This window comes from Gardnerella sp. KA00127, from assembly GCF_049244125.1.
In the GTDB taxonomy this organism is placed as follows: domain Bacteria; phylum Actinomycetota; class Actinomycetes; order Actinomycetales; family Bifidobacteriaceae; genus Bifidobacterium; species Bifidobacterium swidsinskii.
Map to the genome: position 1 here is coordinate 334,654 of NZ_CP058377.1, position 18,350 is coordinate 353,003.

At 42.3% G+C, this 18,350-nt stretch carries 12 protein-coding genes; 10 read left to right on the plus strand and 2 right to left on the minus strand.

Features of this window, described 5'->3' with window-relative positions; genetic code table 11:
- Positions 1–132 precede the first annotated feature (132 nt).
- Positions 133–2,151 (plus strand): GH25 family lysozyme, encoded by a 2,019-nt coding sequence (locus HXT48_RS01275; protein ID WP_421793104.1) that lies wholly within the window; start codon positions 133–135, stop codon positions 2,149–2,151.
- Here HXT48_RS01275 and HXT48_RS01280 read toward each other — a convergent pair.
- Together HXT48_RS01280 and HXT48_RS01285 are read right to left on the minus strand one after the other, a co-directional pair.
- Positions 2,137–4,233 (minus strand): hypothetical protein, encoded by a 2,097-nt coding sequence (locus HXT48_RS01280; RefSeq protein WP_410310305.1) that lies wholly within the window; start codon positions 4,231–4,233, stop codon positions 2,137–2,139. The two genes, HXT48_RS01275 and HXT48_RS01280, sit on opposite strands and share 15 nt — an antisense overlap.
- Before the next feature lie 93 nt (positions 4,234–4,326).
- The gene (locus HXT48_RS01285; protein ID WP_012914461.1) at positions 4,327–5,259 is read right to left on the minus strand and encodes a glycosyltransferase family 2 protein; all 933 of its coding nucleotides are present in this window, start codon (positions 5,257–5,259) and stop codon (positions 4,327–4,329) included.
- Positions 5,260–5,665: 406 nt separating this feature from the next.
- Between HXT48_RS01285 and HXT48_RS01290 the strand changes: the two genes are divergently transcribed.
- The 9 genes from HXT48_RS01290 (at position 5,666) to HXT48_RS01330 (ending at position 18,334) form a co-directional block, all read left to right on the plus strand.
- Positions 5,666–7,525, plus strand: coding sequence for a phosphotransferase (locus HXT48_RS01290; RefSeq protein WP_421793105.1), 1,860 nt, complete (start codon positions 5,666–5,668; stop codon positions 7,523–7,525).
- Between the two features lie 4 nt (positions 7,526–7,529).
- Positions 7,530–8,468, plus strand: coding sequence for a DMT family transporter (locus HXT48_RS01295; protein WP_421793106.1), 939 nt, complete (start codon positions 7,530–7,532; stop codon positions 8,466–8,468).
- A 100-nt stretch (positions 8,469–8,568) separates the two neighbouring features.
- Positions 8,569–9,723, plus strand: a complete 1,155-nt coding sequence (locus tag HXT48_RS01300; RefSeq protein ID WP_421793107.1) for a LicD family protein — start codon at positions 8,569–8,571, stop codon at positions 9,721–9,723.
- A gap of 84 nt (positions 9,724–9,807) precedes the next feature.
- Positions 9,808–12,111 carry a hypothetical protein gene (locus tag HXT48_RS01305; protein WP_421793108.1) on the plus strand — a complete coding sequence of 768 codons (2,304 nt, stop codon included), beginning with the start codon at positions 9,808–9,810 and terminating at the stop codon, positions 12,109–12,111.
- An 82-nt stretch (positions 12,112–12,193) separates the two neighbouring features.
- Positions 12,194–13,444, plus strand: coding sequence for an acyltransferase family protein (locus tag HXT48_RS01310; protein WP_103013908.1), 1,251 nt, complete (start codon positions 12,194–12,196; stop codon positions 13,442–13,444).
- A gap of 23 nt (positions 13,445–13,467) precedes the next feature.
- Positions 13,468–14,313 carry an ABC transporter permease gene (locus HXT48_RS01315; protein ID WP_004109231.1) on the plus strand — a complete coding sequence of 282 codons (846 nt, stop codon included), beginning with the start codon at positions 13,468–13,470 and terminating at the stop codon, positions 14,311–14,313.
- Entirely contained in the window at positions 14,313–15,569 is a 1,257-nt protein-coding gene (locus tag HXT48_RS01320; protein ID WP_033888481.1) for an ABC transporter ATP-binding protein, read from the plus strand. Before HXT48_RS01315 ends, HXT48_RS01320 begins: the two co-directional genes overlap by 1 nt.
- A 57-nt stretch (positions 15,570–15,626) precedes the next feature.
- The gene (locus HXT48_RS01325; protein WP_012914454.1) at positions 15,627–17,366 is read left to right on the plus strand and encodes a glycosyltransferase; all 1,740 of its coding nucleotides are present in this window, start codon (positions 15,627–15,629) and stop codon (positions 17,364–17,366) included.
- Positions 17,366–18,334, plus strand: coding sequence for a glycosyltransferase family 2 protein (locus tag HXT48_RS01330; protein ID WP_004109239.1), 969 nt, complete (start codon positions 17,366–17,368; stop codon positions 18,332–18,334). The genes HXT48_RS01325 and HXT48_RS01330 overlap by 1 nt, the downstream gene beginning before the upstream one ends.
- Positions 18,335–18,350: the final 16 nt, after the last annotated feature.

The following is an 18,350-nucleotide window of genomic DNA, read 5'->3' on the forward strand; positions in this document are numbered from 1 at the left end:
TATTTTTGCTTTACGTTTTGCAATTTTCTTTTTAATGGTTTATTTATTTCAGTTTTTTGTGAAAATCACATGTTTTGCATATTGTTTTCACATTTTCATTGAATTTATGCTTGCTATTAGGGTGCTATTGCTATGGTAATAGCGGAGAGACACGTAAAAAACATGTCTGGAGGACTCGTGGGACAGATTATCGTACGTGTATTAGCTGGATTAGTGTCGGCTGCTACTGCTTTCACTATGAATGTCGTTGCGCCGCAAAAATCTTCATCGATTGAACATGTGCATGCAAATGTGCGTGCTAATGTGCATACCAATGTGCATACCAAAAGTGTTGTTAAGCCTATTATTCAATCACATTCTGGCACTGCGTATCAAAGCTCGTTTATTGATAATGAGTATGGTGCGCATTGGAGTGATGCTGATGGCACTACGGCTTTTATTGATGGAAATGATGATGTGTTCGTTAATAACGCTAAGGCGGTTATTGATGTTTCTGAGCATCAAAAAGAAATTGATTGGGATGCTGTAAAAGCTTCTGGAGTAGATGGTGCGATTATTCGTATTAGCTATGGCTGGGATAATGGATATGACAAGCAAGCTTTGCGCAATATTAGCGAATGCAAGCGTCTTGGTATTCCATTCGGCATTTACATGTATTCCTATGCTGAAAAAGCTGAAGATGGTGCTGCTGAAGGTGCCGACATTGTAAATCTTTTGCAGGGTGCTGGAGTAAGTCCTCAAGATTTAACGTATCCTGTTTATTACGATTTGGAAAAGTGGAGCTGGAGTGGTCATAAACCACCAACATCACCATACGTTTACCAGGATATTGTTGCTTCCTGGTGGAATCAGTTAGTTTCTGCAGGCTACCATAAGCTCGGCGTTTACTCTTATGCAAATTATTTGAGAGGACCATTAAATTCTCAGTATATTCACGAGCGTACAAGCTGGGTTGCTAGCTACGGTTCTCGCGTAGGCTTCCCTATTTCTACAGCATTGCGCGGATGGCAGTACACTTCCGACGGCAGCGTTGACGGAATTGATGGTCGCGTTGATTTGAACGCATTCGGCATGGCTGATGGCGGCGAAATCAATGGTGTTTCTGAGTTTGGTAGCACTATTACTAAGCCTAATTCGTCTAAGCCTTCTGGAGAAACGCGCAACTATGGTAGCTGGACTGTAAAGAGTTTTGGTCGTCGTGAAGTATGGACTAATGGAGACAAGAAGTTTGTGCTCCAGTACGAGCTTCGCGATTCATATTATGCTCATGGCGGTCCTGGTCGTCTTGGTGCTCCTGTTGCTGATGAGGAGAATTTGGGTGCTGGCTGGTGGCGTCAGCGTTGCCAGCACGGCGATGTGTTTACGCAGGGTCGAGATAAGAAGTACGTAATCCAGTACGAATTGCGTGACTCCTACTACAAGCATGGTGGTTATGGTCGTCTTGGTGCTCCTGTTGCTGATGAGGAGAATTTGGGTGCTGGCTGGTGGCGTCAGCACTGCAAGCACGGCGATGTGTTTACGCAAGGCCGAGATAAGAAGTACGTAATCCAGTACGAATTGCGCGACTCCTACTATAAGCACGGAAGCTATTCGCGACTTGGCTCGCCTATTTCCGACGAGGAAAACATGGGTGCTGGCTGGTGGCGTCAGCGTTGCCAGAATGGTGATGTTTGGACGCATGGCAGAGACATTAAGTACGTGATTCAGTTTGAGTTACGCGACTCTTACCAAGGACATCGTGGTGCTGCTTGGCTTGGCGCTCCTGTTGCCGAAGAGGAAAACATGGGCGGCGGCTGGTGGCGTCAGCGTTGCCAGAATGGTGATGTTTGGACGCATGGTAGGGATAAGAAGTTTGTTATCATGTTTGCTCTTCGTGATTCTTACTATAGGCATCGTGGTGCTGGTTGGCTTGGTGCTCCTGTTGCTGATGAGGAGAATTTGGGTGCTGGCTGGTGGCGTCAGCGTTGCCAGAATGGTGATGTTTGGACGCATGGCACAGACAAGAAGTTCGTTATCATGTTCAATCTTCGCAAGGATTATTATGCGCGCGGTGACTTTAAGAAGGTCGGCGCGCCTATTGAAGATGAACACAATGATGGCAATGGCTTATGGCATCAAAAGTGCCAGAATGTTGTGTTAGAAGCCCACTGATAGCATTTGGCTCCATGCAATAAAAGCATCTGGATTTGTGTATTGTATTTCATTCGCAGCTTCTGTGTGATTTGCAAATACAAGCAAGAATCCTAATACTATCGTTAATGTAGTGCATGCAACGATTAGAGTTTGAGTAGACATTTGGTTCCTATTCAATTCGATATTGTTGCATGCATTTTCTTTATCTAATTGCAACTGCGCATCTTGATTAGCTGAGCAATTTCTTCTAGCAAAACCAATAGATGCAATAATCATAAGAATTATTATTGAATCGCAATAATAACGGTAAAGGCTGCCGCCTAAGCAGTAGTTTACGTAGATTAACATAATCGAGAATGTTATTCCGCTTAAGCACATTATGTATTCGATTTTTTGCATGTACTTGCGTCTTATTAAGAAAATGCCCCAAATAAGTGGTATTGATAGCAGACCAAATGTCATGTGATTAAAGAAACTATTTCCATAATCCGAAATGTTTGAGCTGGTTATTGTAATATACGGGAATTCCGTATCTATGCTTGGTGGCTTTATAAAGAAGTTTATTAACAAGTCTTTGATTTTTAGAGGGTCAAATGCTATACGATTAAATCGCAAGTCAAAATTTGTTAATTGTTCTTCGTTACCAAAGTTAAAGAATGAACCAAAACGCAAGTAGTTATATACTAAGATTCCGGCAAACCCAGCTATTGCAGGAGTTAGGAAGCTTAAAGCTGCAGATACTTTATTTACTACGCTTCTGGAGTTGTTAAGCAGTAAAGCAATAAACAGTGGAGCTATAAACGCAACTGTGGAAATGCAAGAATTTGGTCTACAACCGCATTGCAAAGCTAAGCTTAATCCAGCTAAAGCAAATAATGCGTACTGAGCAAATTTAGTCTTAAGCCTTACGGCTTTCAGTGATGCGTAAACAAATAATGTTCCGAAAAATATAGCGCTTACCATAGGAATGTAGTAAATCGATGCAGATGCTTGCAGATAAAAAACAAGGCATCCAAATGGTAAGGCTGCTCCTATAAGCAGCATTGAGCAGTAGTTTATTCGTATTTCAAAGAATGTTATTATTTCTTTCCACAATGCAAATAATGCTGGTATTGTAATTGCTGCAAATAATGTTGTGACCATTATTGCGCTCGGCATCCAAGCTGGGAACAAAGCGTTAAACGGCAAATAAGTTAAAATAAACGGTACTATTCCAAAGTAGCAATAATATTTGCCATTATGCAGCACAACATCCCATATTGCAGGAGTTCCCTCGCGCACTAATTGCATTCTTTTGCCAATGCTAAATGGGTTTGTTGAATGCAATAAGCCATTTGGTGGGTCTTGTAGCAAAGATAGCGATCCTTGTTTCCAGGCTTTTAACTGCTCTGTATATGGGTTTCCGTCTATAAAATCGTATTTATCGTAGGAGAGTGGAACGCGTATTCGATTATAAGTGTTTAATCGGAGCCAAATATACAGTGAGAATCCGGTTACTATTGCGCACAAAGCCCAAAAAATTATGGTTTGAGCTCGATCTCCTTGAGTATAGGCTATTTTGTGCCATTTTTTCTTACGTATAGTTATAATCGCGGATCCAAAAACGAATAATATAGCCCATTTTCCATAGTTTATGTGCAACTTGTATTTTGGATTAATTGTTATATTTTTAACAACGATTCCGTTTGGCGTTTCATTAAAGTGTAATTTTATTTTGTTTAGTTTTCCGTGACTTTCTAAACGTACTTTAGTCGTATTAAATTTTCCTGTTGTTATTTTAAATTGGCTAGCTAAAGCGTATCCAGGAGCTACACCAAAGTCTTCTAATTCTACGCTTCCAGTTACGTAATAAACTGGTTTTGTTTGTTGTAGCGAAATCTCTAATGTTTTGCTGTACGTGTTTAAGTTTGTGAATTCTACATCTGCGCCATTTTTAGATATATGTACGCCGTCATTTTTGTATTTTGCATATATTTCATCACGGCTTGCGTTTGTAGAGTCTTCTGCTTGTTCAGCTTTTACTTCTTTTACTGTGCTTAAATTTATGCTTTGTGTTTTAAATCCTAATTCGGATGCTTGAAATAAGTTACTAAAAAACATTAGTGTTATTAGTCCGCTTATAACAAAGCACACTATATATGGCAAATAAGTTTTTAGTTTAAGATTGTTTTTTATGACGGCTCGCACAGGTTACTACTTTCTATTTCTTTTTATGTAATCAAAAAGGTTTACTTGTTCTATAAAACGTTTGCGCTCATTTTTGGCTAAAATCTCAAGAATAATTCCGGAAATAAAGAATAGTAATCCTGTAATAATTAGCATTACAGCACCAATTAGAGTAGGGAAGCGTGTTACTAGGTGTGTGCGCCAAAATTCTATGAATGGAAGCATGCATGCTCCTACTCCGCACAGTGTTATTATTACGCCAAGTGTTCCAAAGAAAGGCATTGGTTTGTATTCGCGAATCATGTGAAAAATGGTTGAAAGCACTCGAATACCGTCTCCAACTGTGTCTAGCTTGCTAACTGATCCTTCTGGGCGGTCACGATACTGAATTGGCATTTCGTACAGTTTTATATTGTTGTTGAGTGAATGAATAGTCATTTCTGTTTCAACTTCGAATCCGCGCGAAAGTACAGGATAAGTCTTTACGAATGAAAAAGAAAAAGCGCGATAGCCTGTCATAATATCAGTTACTTTTGCGTGGAAAAGCGTGTTGATTGCGCCTCTAACTAAACGATTTCCAAAATTGTGGAATGGTCGCTTATTCTCTTGGAAATACGTAGAACTTAGACGGTCGCCAATAACCATGTCGTAGCCTTCAATAACTTTGGCGACCATGTTTGGTGCCGCTTCAGCGGGATATGTGTCGTCGCCGTCTGCCATTACGTAAACATCTGCGTCTATGTCTTGGAACATTGCACGAATCACATTGCCTTTGCCTTGTCTAGGTTCTTTGCGAACTACAGCACCTGCTTCTTTGGCTATTTTTGCAGTATTGTCCGTTGAGTTGTTGTCGTACACGTATATCGTTGCTTCTGGAAGTGCCGCCTTAAAGTCTTTAACAACTTTTTCAATGGTGATTGCCTCGTTATAGCACGGCAGCAGCACTGCGACAGAAGTCATAATATGTCCCTTCATAATGGCGAATGGTGCGCATGGAATGAGCAGTAATGTTCTTATACTATGTGCATATCACTGTTATCTTACCTATTGTTGTGGATTGTAGTGCAACAATCTATTTGCGTTTATGTGGCAGTGTGCAGTACTGTGCGTAGTACTTGCGCATATAGTCTGCTATACTGTGTGGCAAGTGTTATGTAATTTTTTCAAGTTATGTAATGAATGTGAGTATTAAGAATAGTTATGGTGGCATGCAATACGTATAAAAGTGTATGCTGCAAACAGTGTCAAATGTTCAAAATAAACTAATAATAATTATTTTTTGAACACCTTTGTGCATACTATACTAATGCAACAAAATGTATAGAGTCATCATTATGCACCTCGACTAGTGCATGGAGACACTGTTATGGAAGCATATTCAGCATTAACTCATAACGAATTTGCTGTAATATCAGCATTGCAACGTTTGCCAGGAAGTAATCAACGTACTATAGCTGAGCATACGAAGCTTTCATTAGGCACAGTAAATAGTGCGTTACGCGATGCTATTCAGCATGGGTTTGTTGTTAATGGTGAAGTTACATCAAAAGGTCTTACCGCACTCGAACCGCATCGCGTCCACAATGCGGTGATCATGGCAGCTGGCCTTTCCTCCCGCTTTTCCCCGATTTCTTACGAATTGCCAAAAGGTTTACTCACTGTGCGCGGCGAAGTGCTTATGGAACGACAAATTCGTCAATTACAAGCGGCAGGAATTAAAGATATTAGCGTGGTGGTTGGCTACAAGCAGGAACGTTTCTTCTATTTGGAAGACAAGTTTACTAAAGGCGATTTTTGCGTAAAAATCGTGCCAAATAAGGAATATCGTGAGCGTAACAACAACAGTTCAATCATGGCTGTTGCTCACCTTTTAAGTAACACGTATATTTGTTCTTCTGACAATTATTTCGACGAAAATCCTTTTGAACCATACGTGTGGAAGGCTTACTATTCTGCGCAATATCAGCGGGGCCGCACTAAAGAGTGGTGTATGAGTGTAGGTGCGCACGATCGCATTACTTCGGTAACTATTGGTGGCAGTGATGCGTGGTACATGATTGGTCACGTGTATTTTGACAGCGAATTTTCGGCTAAGTTTGTGCGAATTTTGCGTGCGGAATATGATTTGCCGCAGACTGCTGGCAAGTTGTGGGAAGACATTTTGATTGAGCATTTAGACGAGCTTGATATGCGCATGCGCCGCTACGATGCGCCGATTATTCACGAGTTCGATTCGTTAGATGAGCTTCGCGAGTTTGATCCGCTGTTTTTGGAAAATGTTGACAGTGAAGTTTTTGACCGCATCGTTAAGGTGCTTGGTTGCAAAAAGTCGGATATTCGCGACGTTTACCCGTTGAAAAATGGTTTGACGAATCTTTCTTGCCATTTTATGGTTGGTTCTAACGAGTATGTGTACCGTCATCCGGGGGTTGGCACGGATGTGTTGGTGAATCGCCAGGCTGAGGATGAGGCTTTGCGTGCGGCGCAGCGCCTTGGTTTGGACGGTACGTTGGTTGCGGATGATCCGAAATACGGCTGGAAAATTTCGCATTTTTTGAAAGGTTGTCGTACCGCTGATTTTCACGATTCTTGCGATTTGCGCGAAGGTATGTGTCTGATTCGTAAGCTTCACAACAGTGGTGCTACGGTGAGTAGATGCTTCGATTTTTATGAGGAATCTCAGCGTTATTTGCGCGATTTGCGCGCTCGCCGTGTTGCGTTGCCTGAGGGTGCTGACGCTTTGCTTCATAAGGTTGATTGTTTGCATGAGTGCGTGAGTAAAGATGCTTGTCAAAAAATTTGCTTGGCGCACAACGATATATTGGGTGCGAATGTGCTTGTGGATGTTGCTGGACGCTACCATCTGATTGATTGGGAGTATGCGGGGATGTCGGATTATGCGCAGGATTTGGGTACGTTGTGCGTGTCTGACGCGCTTAATGAGCAGGAATTTGACGCGGTTCTAGCGGAGTATTTTGAGCGCAATCCTACTTGTGCTGAGCGTCGTCATTGCATGGCGTACGTTGGTTTTGCGGGGTGGTGTTGGTATTTGTGGTCGTTGGTAAAAGAGGCTGAGGGGGAGCCTGTAGGTGACTGTCGTTATTTGTATTACCGTTATGCGAAACGTTATGTCGACCGCGCTTCGAGCGAATATGGTGCCGTATCCGCTGAATCCTCTGAATCTGCTGGTTGTGACGGGTCTGCAGGCTCTGTAGCAAAGGTGTGATTTTATGAAATATTCCTTAATAAGCGGCCTTTTTTGGGGAGTCGACACTGCTTTGCTTGCGGTATTGGTTGCGTTATCTGTTCATGGTTTAACACCTTCTGCAGTATGGTATGTGGGCGTTGTGGGTGCTTGCGTTCACGACGTTGTGTGCGCTGTAATATTGTGGATTTATATGGCTTGTCGTTCAAAGTTGCGCGAAACTGTTGCTCTTTGCAAACGTACGAAATTGATTGTGCCTATTGTGTTGAGTTCGCTTCTTGGAGGCCCAATTGGTATGACCGGTTACGCTATTGCGGCAAGCAATATTGGTGCCGGTTACGCTGCTGCGATTTCCGCACTGTACCCGGCTTTTGGCATAGTACTTTCTTCTATTGTGTTGTGCGAACGCTTAAGTGCGTTGAAATATTGTGCTTTTGCTGTAACGCTTATTGCGGTAGGAGTGCTTGGCTACTGTTCTTGCGTGGAATCTTCAACCGCAACTGTCTTCTCTCCGGGCAGCATAGTCTTAGGTTTGATTGCGGCTATTTTCAGTGTTATTGGTTGGGGAAGTGAAGCCGTTGCTTGCGCGTGGGCTACTAGAAAGCAAAGCGTGGACGACGAAGTAATGCTGCACGTGCGCGAAACTGTTTCCGCACTGTCGTACGCCTTACTCATTGTGCCGTTGTGTACGATACTGCCGGTTTTTAGTGTAAAGATTATGCAATCAGCCGGCTTTATTGCGTTAGCTATATTTATAGCGTTACTTGGTACTGCTTCCTACTTGTGCTACTACCGCGGTATTGCTCAGGTTGGTGCGACGCGCGCTATGGCTGGAAATATTACGTACGCGGTGTGGAGCATGATTGCAGCAGCGTTACTTTCTCAAACGATTCCGCCGCTTATTGCGTGGGTTTGTTGCGTGGTGATAATTGCGGGGACGGTAGTGGTGGCTTCCGAAAAATAATCGCAACGGAGTATGATAAACCTGTATTGCATTGTGGCAACAGTTTATAGCAGTACGCTATAGCAAGTATGTTTTTAAATAATGAGGGAGTAATGAACTTATGGTTTCGCAGTTACGTCGCATAGTGAGTTGGATAATAGGCAGACTCCCTTCGTCAAAACGCTCTATTGTGGAAGTGCGCGAGCAGCTGAGCACTATTCAAACGCAAATTTCTCGATTGCAAGAATGTGTCGACGCTCGCTGCGCTCATCTTGAGGTTGGACAGTATAACGTTGAGAAGTCGTTGCGTGCGGAGATTTTGACGAATCGTGAGCAGTCTTCGATTATGGCTTGGTCAAACTATAGGAAAGATGGCGAAAGTAGCGTGGATGCACATAAGCGTTTCTTCCTTAGTTTGCCGAAAGCTACAGGTTCTATGCGCGTTATACAACGTGGTTGCGCGTCGCTGCTGAGCGAGTTTACGCAGATTGCGCAGCAGCATAATCTTCAGTATTGGGCTGATTTTGGTACGCTGCTCGGTTGCGTGCGTCATCGTGGGTTTATACCTTGGGATGACGATGTTGACTTGGGTATGATGCGAGAGGATATCGATAAGCTGTTAACGATGTTGCGTGAGGATGCCGCGTTGTGCGCGCGCTACCGTGCGGTGCTCGTGTACGATCCGTACGCGTGCTGCCGTCAGTTGCGGTTCCGTTACGCGAATAATAGTAATCCTTGTTTTTTGGATATTTTCTTCTACGATTACGCGCCTGATTTGACGTCTGAACAGCAGCAGAGTTTTGTGTCTTTGCGTAAGGATTTGCAGCAAGAGTTGCGTTCGCAGACTTTTTTCAACACATGGCTTGACCGCGGTTATGTTGAGCAGGGCGGCGAATACACTGCTGATATTGAACAGATTTTTCAGAGTTTCCAAAAGAAGGCTGTAAACCAGGGGCTTGTGGTGAGTAAGTCTTGCGCGCACAACGTGGTGTACGGTTTGGATAATGTTGATGCTGAGAATTTGTATATTGCACAATGTGTCGAAATGTTTCCAGTAAAAATGGCAACTTTTGAAGATTTTTCTGTTGCTATACCGCAGTTATCGGAAGATATTTTGGAACGCGTGTATGGTGATATTTATCAGCTGCCGTCGGATATTATTACGCACTTCCGTCATGTTGACTGTGAATCCTTGCATAGCAGTCATACTGACGATGTAATCGAGCAGGATATTTGTTCAAATCCGTATGCGATCGATTGTGGCAGACTTGAGTGAGTTATGTAACGCTACAAAACGGTAACTCTACAAAACAGTAACGTTAAGAATGGCAATAGTACGAAGGAATTAACAGGTGTGCATATGGGCGATACGAGCAATAGTAACGGTAATGCGACTGCTGTAAATGATGTGGCGGCAGAAAGAAACGTAACGATGGCTGGTAGTGCAGTAAGTAGCACAATAAGTGGTGCAATAAGCAGTGCGATACAGTGCAGTCGCGATTGTACTCGCGCTATGCGTTCTGTTTTACGACGCATATCGCTAATTATGCCGCTTATTATTGTGCTTCTGCTGGAACTTGTATGGTTCAACTTTCCGGCAATCGAATCGTTAGGATTCAATCCAACTCCTGTTCAGAGAGTTTCAATCGGTGCAGGTTTGACGCGTCACGGCGACGTGTATACAGTTACCGGCAAAAACGATCAATACATACAATTGCATTACGCTCGGCCTTCTCAAATAAATAACATTTACGTCGATACGCGTTCGCCTCACACTCGCACACTCGATATTGCTGTGTATGTGTTGGATGGCGGCAATAGTACTTCCTATATTCAAGTTGCGTCTCAGCCAGTTACGTCGAATGTGAACGATACGAAGTATGTGCGCGTGCATGCGGTTGATAAAGTTGCGGGCTTGCGTTTGAGCACGAAGCTTCAGAAAGGCGATTCTTTTACAATTGCTAATCTTGCGTTGAACCAGCGTAGACCGTTACATATTTCACTTGTTCGTGTCGTGATGTTGTTGCTGATTGCTTACGCGATATACGCGTTGGCTCCGCGTTCGCGCATTTATAAAGAAGCACTTGATTTGCGTGTGCGCAAGCAGCAGTTGTGGCTTGTTGCGTTAATGCTAGTGCAGTGCGCAATACTTATTGGAGTAACGAAAGTTACTGGTACTCAACACATGTTTACAGCTGGTGTGTGTAATAACGGCGGCTTTATATGTGACGCCAACCAGTACAATCACCTCGCCAACAGTCTGCTCAAAGGTCACCTGTACTTGGATCTGCCGGTTCCTGACTGGCTGCCGAATATGAGCAACCCTTACGATGCAGGCGCGCGCTACGCCATGTCGATAAAAACTGGTCAACCAACTTACTGGGATTATGCGTTCCACGGAAGCCACTACTTTACTTACTTCGGCGCACTTCCTGCACTGTTACTTTTTGTGCCGTTCAAAGTACTTACCGGCCACGATTTGCGTACAGATTACGCCGTCGCCTTCTTTGCTGTCGCTTTCGCAATTGCTTCTATCTATCTTATGGTGCAATTACTTCGACGCTTCTTCCCAAAGCGATCCTTCGGCTTCCTTGTGCTGTCGCATCTCGTTATGCTCATGTCCAGCGGAGTGCTAATTCAGGTGTATCTGCCGCAAATCTACTCGCTTCCTATGCTGTCATCATTGTGTTTCACCTGCTTAGGACTGGGATTGTGGCTACAAGCGCGAACTACTCAAGATGCTCTTTCTGAAACCCCGTACTTACGGAAGTCGCTACTCATTCTGGGAGCAGTATGTATTGCACTAAACCTATGGTGTAGACCGCAATTTATTCTGGCGTCACTGTTTGCTTTCGTAATTTTTAAGGAAGAAATCGTAAAGTACCGTCTATTTTTTGCCTTCAAACGAAGCAGCGTAATCAATACTATATGCGTAATCGCACCAATGATTCTTATAGGCTTAGCCGCCTGCTGGTACAACTACGCGCGTTTCGGTTCTCCACTCGATTTTGGTGCAACCTACAATCTCACCGGTTTTGACATGGTTCACCGCTCCTACTCTTGGGCGCGAATCCCATGGGGAGTATGGATGTACCTGTTCCAGCCTATTACTATTACGCCAGTTTTTCCGTTTATGGAACAATCCGTGCTGCCGTCAATGTTCCACGGGCAAATCATTATGGAGCCATTCTTTGGCGGCCTACTCGCTTACTCTCCTGTATGCGCAGCCGTAGTACTGTACCCGGTAGTAAAGCAACAATTACGCAAAAAGCAGCTTGCTGGATTCTTTACGCTCGGCTTAACATTGTCGATACTGCTTATGGTATTAGATGCGGAAGTAGTAGGAATTTCCAGCAGGTACTTTAGTGATTTTGGCTGGCTGCTAGCGTTGTGTGCAATTATGGTGATTGCAAGTCTTGTAGACAAAGTCTCGTCTTGCGCGCACATGGTTGACGTTCCTTCTGGTTGCGTCAACGAAACAGGCGAGGAGTCGCCTTCTAAAGCCAACTTTAAGTTAATGCACAAAGTTTTGATTATTCTGGTGATTTCCAGCGTGGGCTTGTGTTCCTTAAACCTCCTTGCCAACGGACGATACTCAGACCTTCAAGGCACTAGGCCGAGTATATACAGAAGTATCGAATCCTGGTTCTCGCCACTTACGTAACAGACGAATCAGTTGCAATTTGGTTACTATTAGTAAATTACAATTCAGATAATTTGAAGAAGAAAATTTTGAAGAAGAAAATATGGTAGTAGAACAGAAACAATCAGCGCAAAAAGTAGCGTCTTCTGCACAAGCTCAAGCGGTATTACAATCGAGCAAAGACCTGCAAAATGGCACGCAAAAAGACCTGCAAGTTGAAGTCTTGCGAATTATTGCAATGCTTATGATTGTGGCCTGCCACATGATCATACATTTGAACATTCGCGAGCACAGTTTCAATATGGAACTTTTGCCGGCTCCAGGCTTGCGTTCAGCACTTAAATTCTTAGTCGTACAATACGGTCAAGTTGGTGTCTCAACCTTCTTTATTATTTCCGGCTACTTTTTATGTCGCAAAACCTTCCGCTACCGACGCGTTTTTGCAGCGTGGGCGCAAATGTTCTTCTACTGCATTATCGTGCTGGCAGTAACCTTCGTAGCAGACTGCTTTGGCTTACTTCCGGAAAATTTGAGCAACTTACTTCACGGAAAAGAACTTGTCTACACGCTGTTATGGAATGTGACGCCATTTACTTACCGAAGCTATTGGTTCATGAGCGCGTACTTAATCATGCTCATGTTCATGCCTTTTATCAACATTCTTATAAGTCACATGACTCAGCGCAATCATGCTATGCTGCTGGTACTTCTTGCGTCAATCTCACTTATTCCGCTATATTTTGGCAAAAATTATACTTGGAACGATATTATTTACGCAATTTTTGGATATTTAGCCGGAGCTTTTATTGCGCAGTACGGTAGCGGAATAAAAAAACTTACTACGAAGCGACTTTGTGCGTGCGTAGCAATATCTACTGTTCTTATGCTCGCTTTCGACTATGTTGCTTCGTCCGGGAATAAGTTTGTGCGAGTTCTTACGTGGGATCAGCAGATCCATGGCGGCATTGGAATACTGCCAATGATTATTGCAATGTGTATTTTCATTCTCGTACACCGAATAAATATGCTGCGAATTAAAGGACTAGCAAGAACTGTAATTTTGCGCGTTTCCAAAGCAACTTTCGGAGTGTACCTTCTTCACGAGCACATGTTTATTTTCATAGCGTTGTGGACGTTCGTGGCGTGGATGCTTCCTACAACTTCCTCAAGCGCACTCATAGTGCTACTTTACGCAATTACTTTAATTTGTACGTACGCAGCACTTTCAGTTGTTGCAGTTGTAATAGATCTCGTTATCAAACCAATTTCCAACCGAATTGCGCTAACTTTGGAGCATGTCGCCAATTGCGTATGTTCTGTGCACAAAACGGATTCGCAATCCAAAATGGAGTAAGTAACTGGTAAACTATATATCTTGTGAAAAACATTGTAGATAAGTTGCGCGCAAGATACCACTATTCGTGGGTGGTTCTTAAAGAGCTGGTGAAAACTGATTTCAAATTGCGCTACCAAGGGTCTTTCTTGGGAGTTGCGTGGTCGGTTTTGCGACCGCTTATGCTGTTTTGCGTAATGTATGCAGTGTTTGCAAAGTTTTTGCGAATGTCGGATGGCACGCCCACCTATCCAGTTGTGCTTTTGCTTGGCATTAGCGCATGGCAGTTCTTTGGCGAGGCTACTTCGATTGGTTTACGTGCGGTGGTAGACCGTGGAGATTTGCTGCGTAAAATCCATTTTCCTAACTATATTGTGGTGGTTTCGGCAACTGTTGGCGCGTTAATCAGTTTTGCAATAAATCTTGTGGTAGTAATCATTTTCGCCATCTGCTCAGGCGTGCAATTTACGTGGTGGGTGCTATTAGTTCCTTTGAATTGTATACAGTTGTACGCATTAGCATTAGGCGTAACGCTGCTGCTAGCAACTATGTACGTGTATTTTCGCGACATTGCGCACTTGTGGGACGTGGCGCAACAAGTACTGTTTTACGCAATGCCAATCATTTACCCTCTAAGCATGGTGATTGGTAATAATTCTTTAGGAAGATGGGGAACGGTTATTGCAAAAGTGCAGTTACTTAACCCTATTGCACAATGTATTCAAGATTTGCGCCACAATCTTGTAGCACCTCTTACTCAGCCTACTGTGTGGAATTTAGTAGGGTCTCCTTTGCTGATGATGGTTCCGGTAGTATTAACCGTAATCTTGTGTGTGCTCGGCGTCGCAGTGTTCCGCAAGTGCAATCGTAAGTTTGCTGAGGTGATGTAATGAGCGAGATTGAGTTGACAAATACTGAAAAAGAAGAGTTGCAACCAGTCGTACTTTCAGTAGAACACGTAGGCAAATACTTTAAGCTACCAACTGAGCAAGCAAGCGGTTTGAAACAGGCGTTTATTAATTGGACGCGTGGTATCAAAGGCTACAAAGAACAGCACGTTCTGCGTGATATCAACTTTGAAGTACGCAAAGGCGACTTCTTCGGCATCGTAGGACGCAACGGAAGCGGCAAATCAACCCTACTCAAACTCATCTCTGGAATCTACGTACCAGACTCCGGACGCATACACGTCAACGGAAAACTCGTGCCATTCATTGAGCTTGGCGTAGGCTTCAACCCAGAACTAACCGGTCGCGAAAACGTGTTTTTAAATGGAGCACTATTAGGTTTTACGCGCTCGCAAATTGAAAACATGTATGACGATATAGTGCATTTTGCAGAACTTGAAGAGTTTATGGATCAAAAACTTAAAAACTACTCTTCTGGTATGCAAGTGCGTCTTGCATTTTCAGTTGCAATTCAAGCTCAGGGAGATATTCTAGTACTTGATGAAGTTCTTGCAGTTGGAGATGAAGCTTTTCAAAGAAAATGCGATGAATATTTTGCAAAGGTTAAAAAAGACGTAAGTAAAACAGTTATTCTCGTTACGCACGATATGAACGCAGTAAAGCGTTATTGCAATAAAGCTATTCTTATTAAGAATGGCGAAGTGATTGTTAACGGAGATAAAGACGATGTTGCAAATCGTTACACCCTAGAAAATCTTTCTAGCCAAAATGGCGGAGAAAGTGAAGATGGTTATGCTGTTGGTTTGAATGAGCGAGTGCCATTTATGCGCATTGTTCCTTTGAGTAAGCAGTTGCTTAGTTGTAAAGAAAAATTCCGTTTTGCTATTGAATATGAATTCAATGAGCCTGGAAAATATTTTATAGCTGTAGCAATGCACGATATAAAACGTGGAGGAATCACGTATGATTCTGGAGCAGATAAAATTGAGCTAGAAGGAACAGGAAGACAAAAAGTTGAATTTGAAGTGCCTCTTAAAATTTTAAATAATGGCGAATTTAAGCTGGTTGCCTCTCTTCGTACTAGAAGCAAAACTGATCCTGAATTAACAGATATGGTTGCGTTTACTAACGACAGTAATTCATGCATGTTTGCTGTAAGAGATAGTCGAAACCGTGAGTATGCGCTCTTAAATGACAATGCAATGACTTTTACTTGCTTAAAGCATTATAAATGCTAGCTTTATTTATTGCTGGTTTTATATGTGTTAAAGGCTAAAAATAAGGGTGTTTTAGTAATGAATTTCTTTAATCTAGATGTTAATGCAAAAGCTTATATAGACTCTTTAAGCGAGCGTCAACGCAGGCTTATTGTGGGTGCTATAAATTATCATTCCCTAACAGCTCCATCTAGAACTTTGCAATATCAAGTTTACATGGGTCAAAAATGGCAGTATCCGCGATTGGCTGATTTTTCAGTTTTTGACGGTGCTTGTACAAAAAACGAAGGATTAAAACCAATCGCAACTTTTAGTGCACGATCAACTGTTAAAACTAATAGCGAATACACAAAAGAATTTTGGAATGAAGGCAAACTGTTTAAAGATAATGGCGTTAGGTATTTGTTGCTGACACCAGATGATGCAACCGACGATGATGTGATGTCTCACTGGGCTTCTGATACGTTAAAGCAGCACATTTACAAAGAGTGTGAATTGCACGCCCCTTCTATGTTTGATGTTGTTAGGGAAGTAATGCGCAAAAAACGCGAGTGTGATTCGAAGAAACCTGTTGAAGAGTATTGTCCTTGGAATAAAAAGAAGTTTTATTATGTTGCAAATGCTCACCAAAGAGAAATTGCAAAACAAGAAAATTGGGATTTATCAAATATAAAAGATGCTAGATTGGACTGTGTTTCTCCTGCTAAAAGAGTTGAAGGAGCTAAAAAAGCTATTATTATAGGTTTGCATTGGCTGCAAGCTGGTGGTGCAGAAAGATGGGCTGTAGAAACAATAAAACTTGCCAAAAAAGCTGGTTTTGTGCCAATTGTTATCACAGATAGAGACGGTCACCAGCCGTGGATTACGAAAGATTTCTGTGATGATGCTCTTGTGTTACCACTTACTCCACCAATTAGAGAATATTGGGCGGATGTTCCACTTTTAAGATCTTTGTTTGAGCAATTTGAGATTAAAGCAATAGCAATACACCATTGCCAATGGCTTTACGACCATATTTGGTGGGTTAAACAATTCTTCCCAGAAACACATATTATTGATTCGCTGCATATTGTTGAATACATAAATTGTGGAGGATATCCGCATGAAGCTGTAACACACGATAAGTGGATTGATTTGCACCATGTTATTTCTCCACAACTTGAAAATTGGTTGCATGATGTGCATGGTATTGAATCTTCCAAGATTGTTGACGCTCCACTTATTGGTCTTACTGCTGGAATTGGAAACGATTGCGTATCGCCGAGAAAAAATAAAAATGTTCTGAATGTTGCTTTTGTTGGAAGGATTGCAAGACAAAAACGTCCAGAAGCGTTTGTTCTTGTTGCAAAAGCTTTAAACAAAAAATATCCAGGGAAATTCCACTTTATTTTGCATGGAGATGGCGAATTAGACACATTTGTTTCAGAACTTATATCTAGGTATGGTCTTGAAAACGTTATTGAGCGCAGATCTATGAAAATTCCAGCTCAAAAAACGTATGATGATGCGGACGTGCTACTTATTAGCTCTGTAAACGAGGGTATTACGCTTACAACTATTGAAGCACTTTCTAATGGAGTTCCAGTAATTTCATCGGATGTTGGATCGCAAAAAACTGTTATAGCAAAAAGTGCGTTATTGCCAAGAATGACTTCTAGTTTTGTTAAAGCGTCTGTAAAGGAATTGTTTAATATTATGGAGAATGATTCATATCGTTCATTATTGTTAAAAGAAGAAGTTGAAAAATTGCGCAATTTCGCAAAACTCGAATCTGCAGAAACGTTATTTACTAAGTTATTTGAAGAATGGAGCAAGTAATGTCAAATGCTCAAGTAGTGAATGCTAATAAATCAAAAGATAGCGTTAATGTTGCGGCTGTTGTAGTAACTTTTAACAGGTTAGAGAAACTAAAAACCGTATTGGCTTCGTTAGAATCTCAAACGCGACTTCCAAATCAACTAATCATTGTTAACAATGCTTCAACTGATGGCACAGATAAATATTTGCAAGAGTACACTCGCGATTTTGCGAATGGTCATTTGGGGAATCGAGTAAATCTTACTGTTGTAAATTTGCCAGAAAACGTTGGCGGTGCAGGTGGCTTTAGTGCTGGTATGCGTAAAGGCTACGAGCTTGGCGCAGATTTCGTGTGGATTTTTGACGACGATGGCTACCCTCAGCCACAAGCTTTGGAAAAGCTTCTAGATGGATTTAATGCTGCCGTAGGTGAGCTTGGTGCGGATGTTCCGTATGCTTGCTCAATGGTTAAGTTTGTTGATGGATCAATATGCGAAATGAACAATCCAGTACCAACGTGGGATTGGGGAAGGCTTATTGCTAAAGGATTTAACAATCTCGTTATGGTTACAAGCTGTTCGTTTGTGTCGGTGCTTATTCCTCGTTGGGTTATAGAAAAGTACGGATTGCCATTTAAAGAATACTTTATTTGGTTCGATGATGCCGAATATACACTTCGTATTACGCGTGTATGCCCGGGCGTGCAGGTTCTCGATAGTGTAATTATGCATGATATGGGAGCAAACAAGGGTGTGAACTTTACAATGATTGACAAAAAGAATGCTTGGAAATTCGCATACGGCGTGCGTAATCAAGCATCTTACCGTTTGCATCACGAAGGTAAGGCAAAATACTTGCTTTTCTGCGCAAATGTAGTTCGTCAAATGCGAAGAGGGCATGTTGAGAGAAAGTTGCGCCGCAAAATGATTGGTCAAATGCTAAAAGCGATTAGATTTAATCCAAAAGTTGATTTTCCTAAAAATAAGTAGCGCAACAAGCGAAATG

What these genes read in the sequence shown, in the direction of transcription:
- HXT48_RS01290 (WP_421793105.1), top strand. Translation starts at nt 5,666, where the DNA reads ATGGAAGCATATTCAGCATTAACTCATAACGAATTTGCTGTAATATCA.
- HXT48_RS01305 (WP_421793108.1), top strand. Translation starts at nt 9,808, where the DNA reads ATGGGCGATACGAGCAATAGTAACGGTAATGCGACTGCTGTAAATGAT.
- HXT48_RS01310 (WP_103013908.1), top strand. Translation starts at nt 12,194, where the DNA reads ATGGTAGTAGAACAGAAACAATCAGCGCAAAAAGTAGCGTCTTCTGCA.
- HXT48_RS01330 (WP_004109239.1), top strand. Translation starts at nt 17,366, where the DNA reads ATGTCAAATGCTCAAGTAGTGAATGCTAATAAATCAAAAGATAGCGTT.
- HXT48_RS01325 (WP_012914454.1), top strand. Translation starts at nt 15,627, where the DNA reads ATGAATTTCTTTAATCTAGATGTTAATGCAAAAGCTTATATAGACTCT.
- HXT48_RS01300 (WP_421793107.1), top strand. Translation starts at nt 8,569, where the DNA reads ATGGTTTCGCAGTTACGTCGCATAGTGAGTTGGATAATAGGCAGACTC.
- HXT48_RS01285 (WP_012914461.1), bottom strand. Translation starts at nt 5,259, where the DNA reads ATGACTTCTGTCGCAGTGCTGCTGCCGTGCTATAACGAGGCAATCACC.
- HXT48_RS01275 (WP_421793104.1), top strand. Translation starts at nt 133, where the DNA reads ATGGTAATAGCGGAGAGACACGTAAAAAACATGTCTGGAGGACTCGTG.
- HXT48_RS01280 (WP_410310305.1), bottom strand. Translation starts at nt 4,233, where the DNA reads ATGTTTTTTAGTAACTTATTTCAAGCATCCGAATTAGGATTTAAAACA.
- HXT48_RS01320 (WP_033888481.1), top strand. Translation starts at nt 14,313, where the DNA reads ATGAGCGAGATTGAGTTGACAAATACTGAAAAAGAAGAGTTGCAACCA.
- HXT48_RS01295 (WP_421793106.1), top strand. Translation starts at nt 7,530, where the DNA reads ATGAAATATTCCTTAATAAGCGGCCTTTTTTGGGGAGTCGACACTGCT.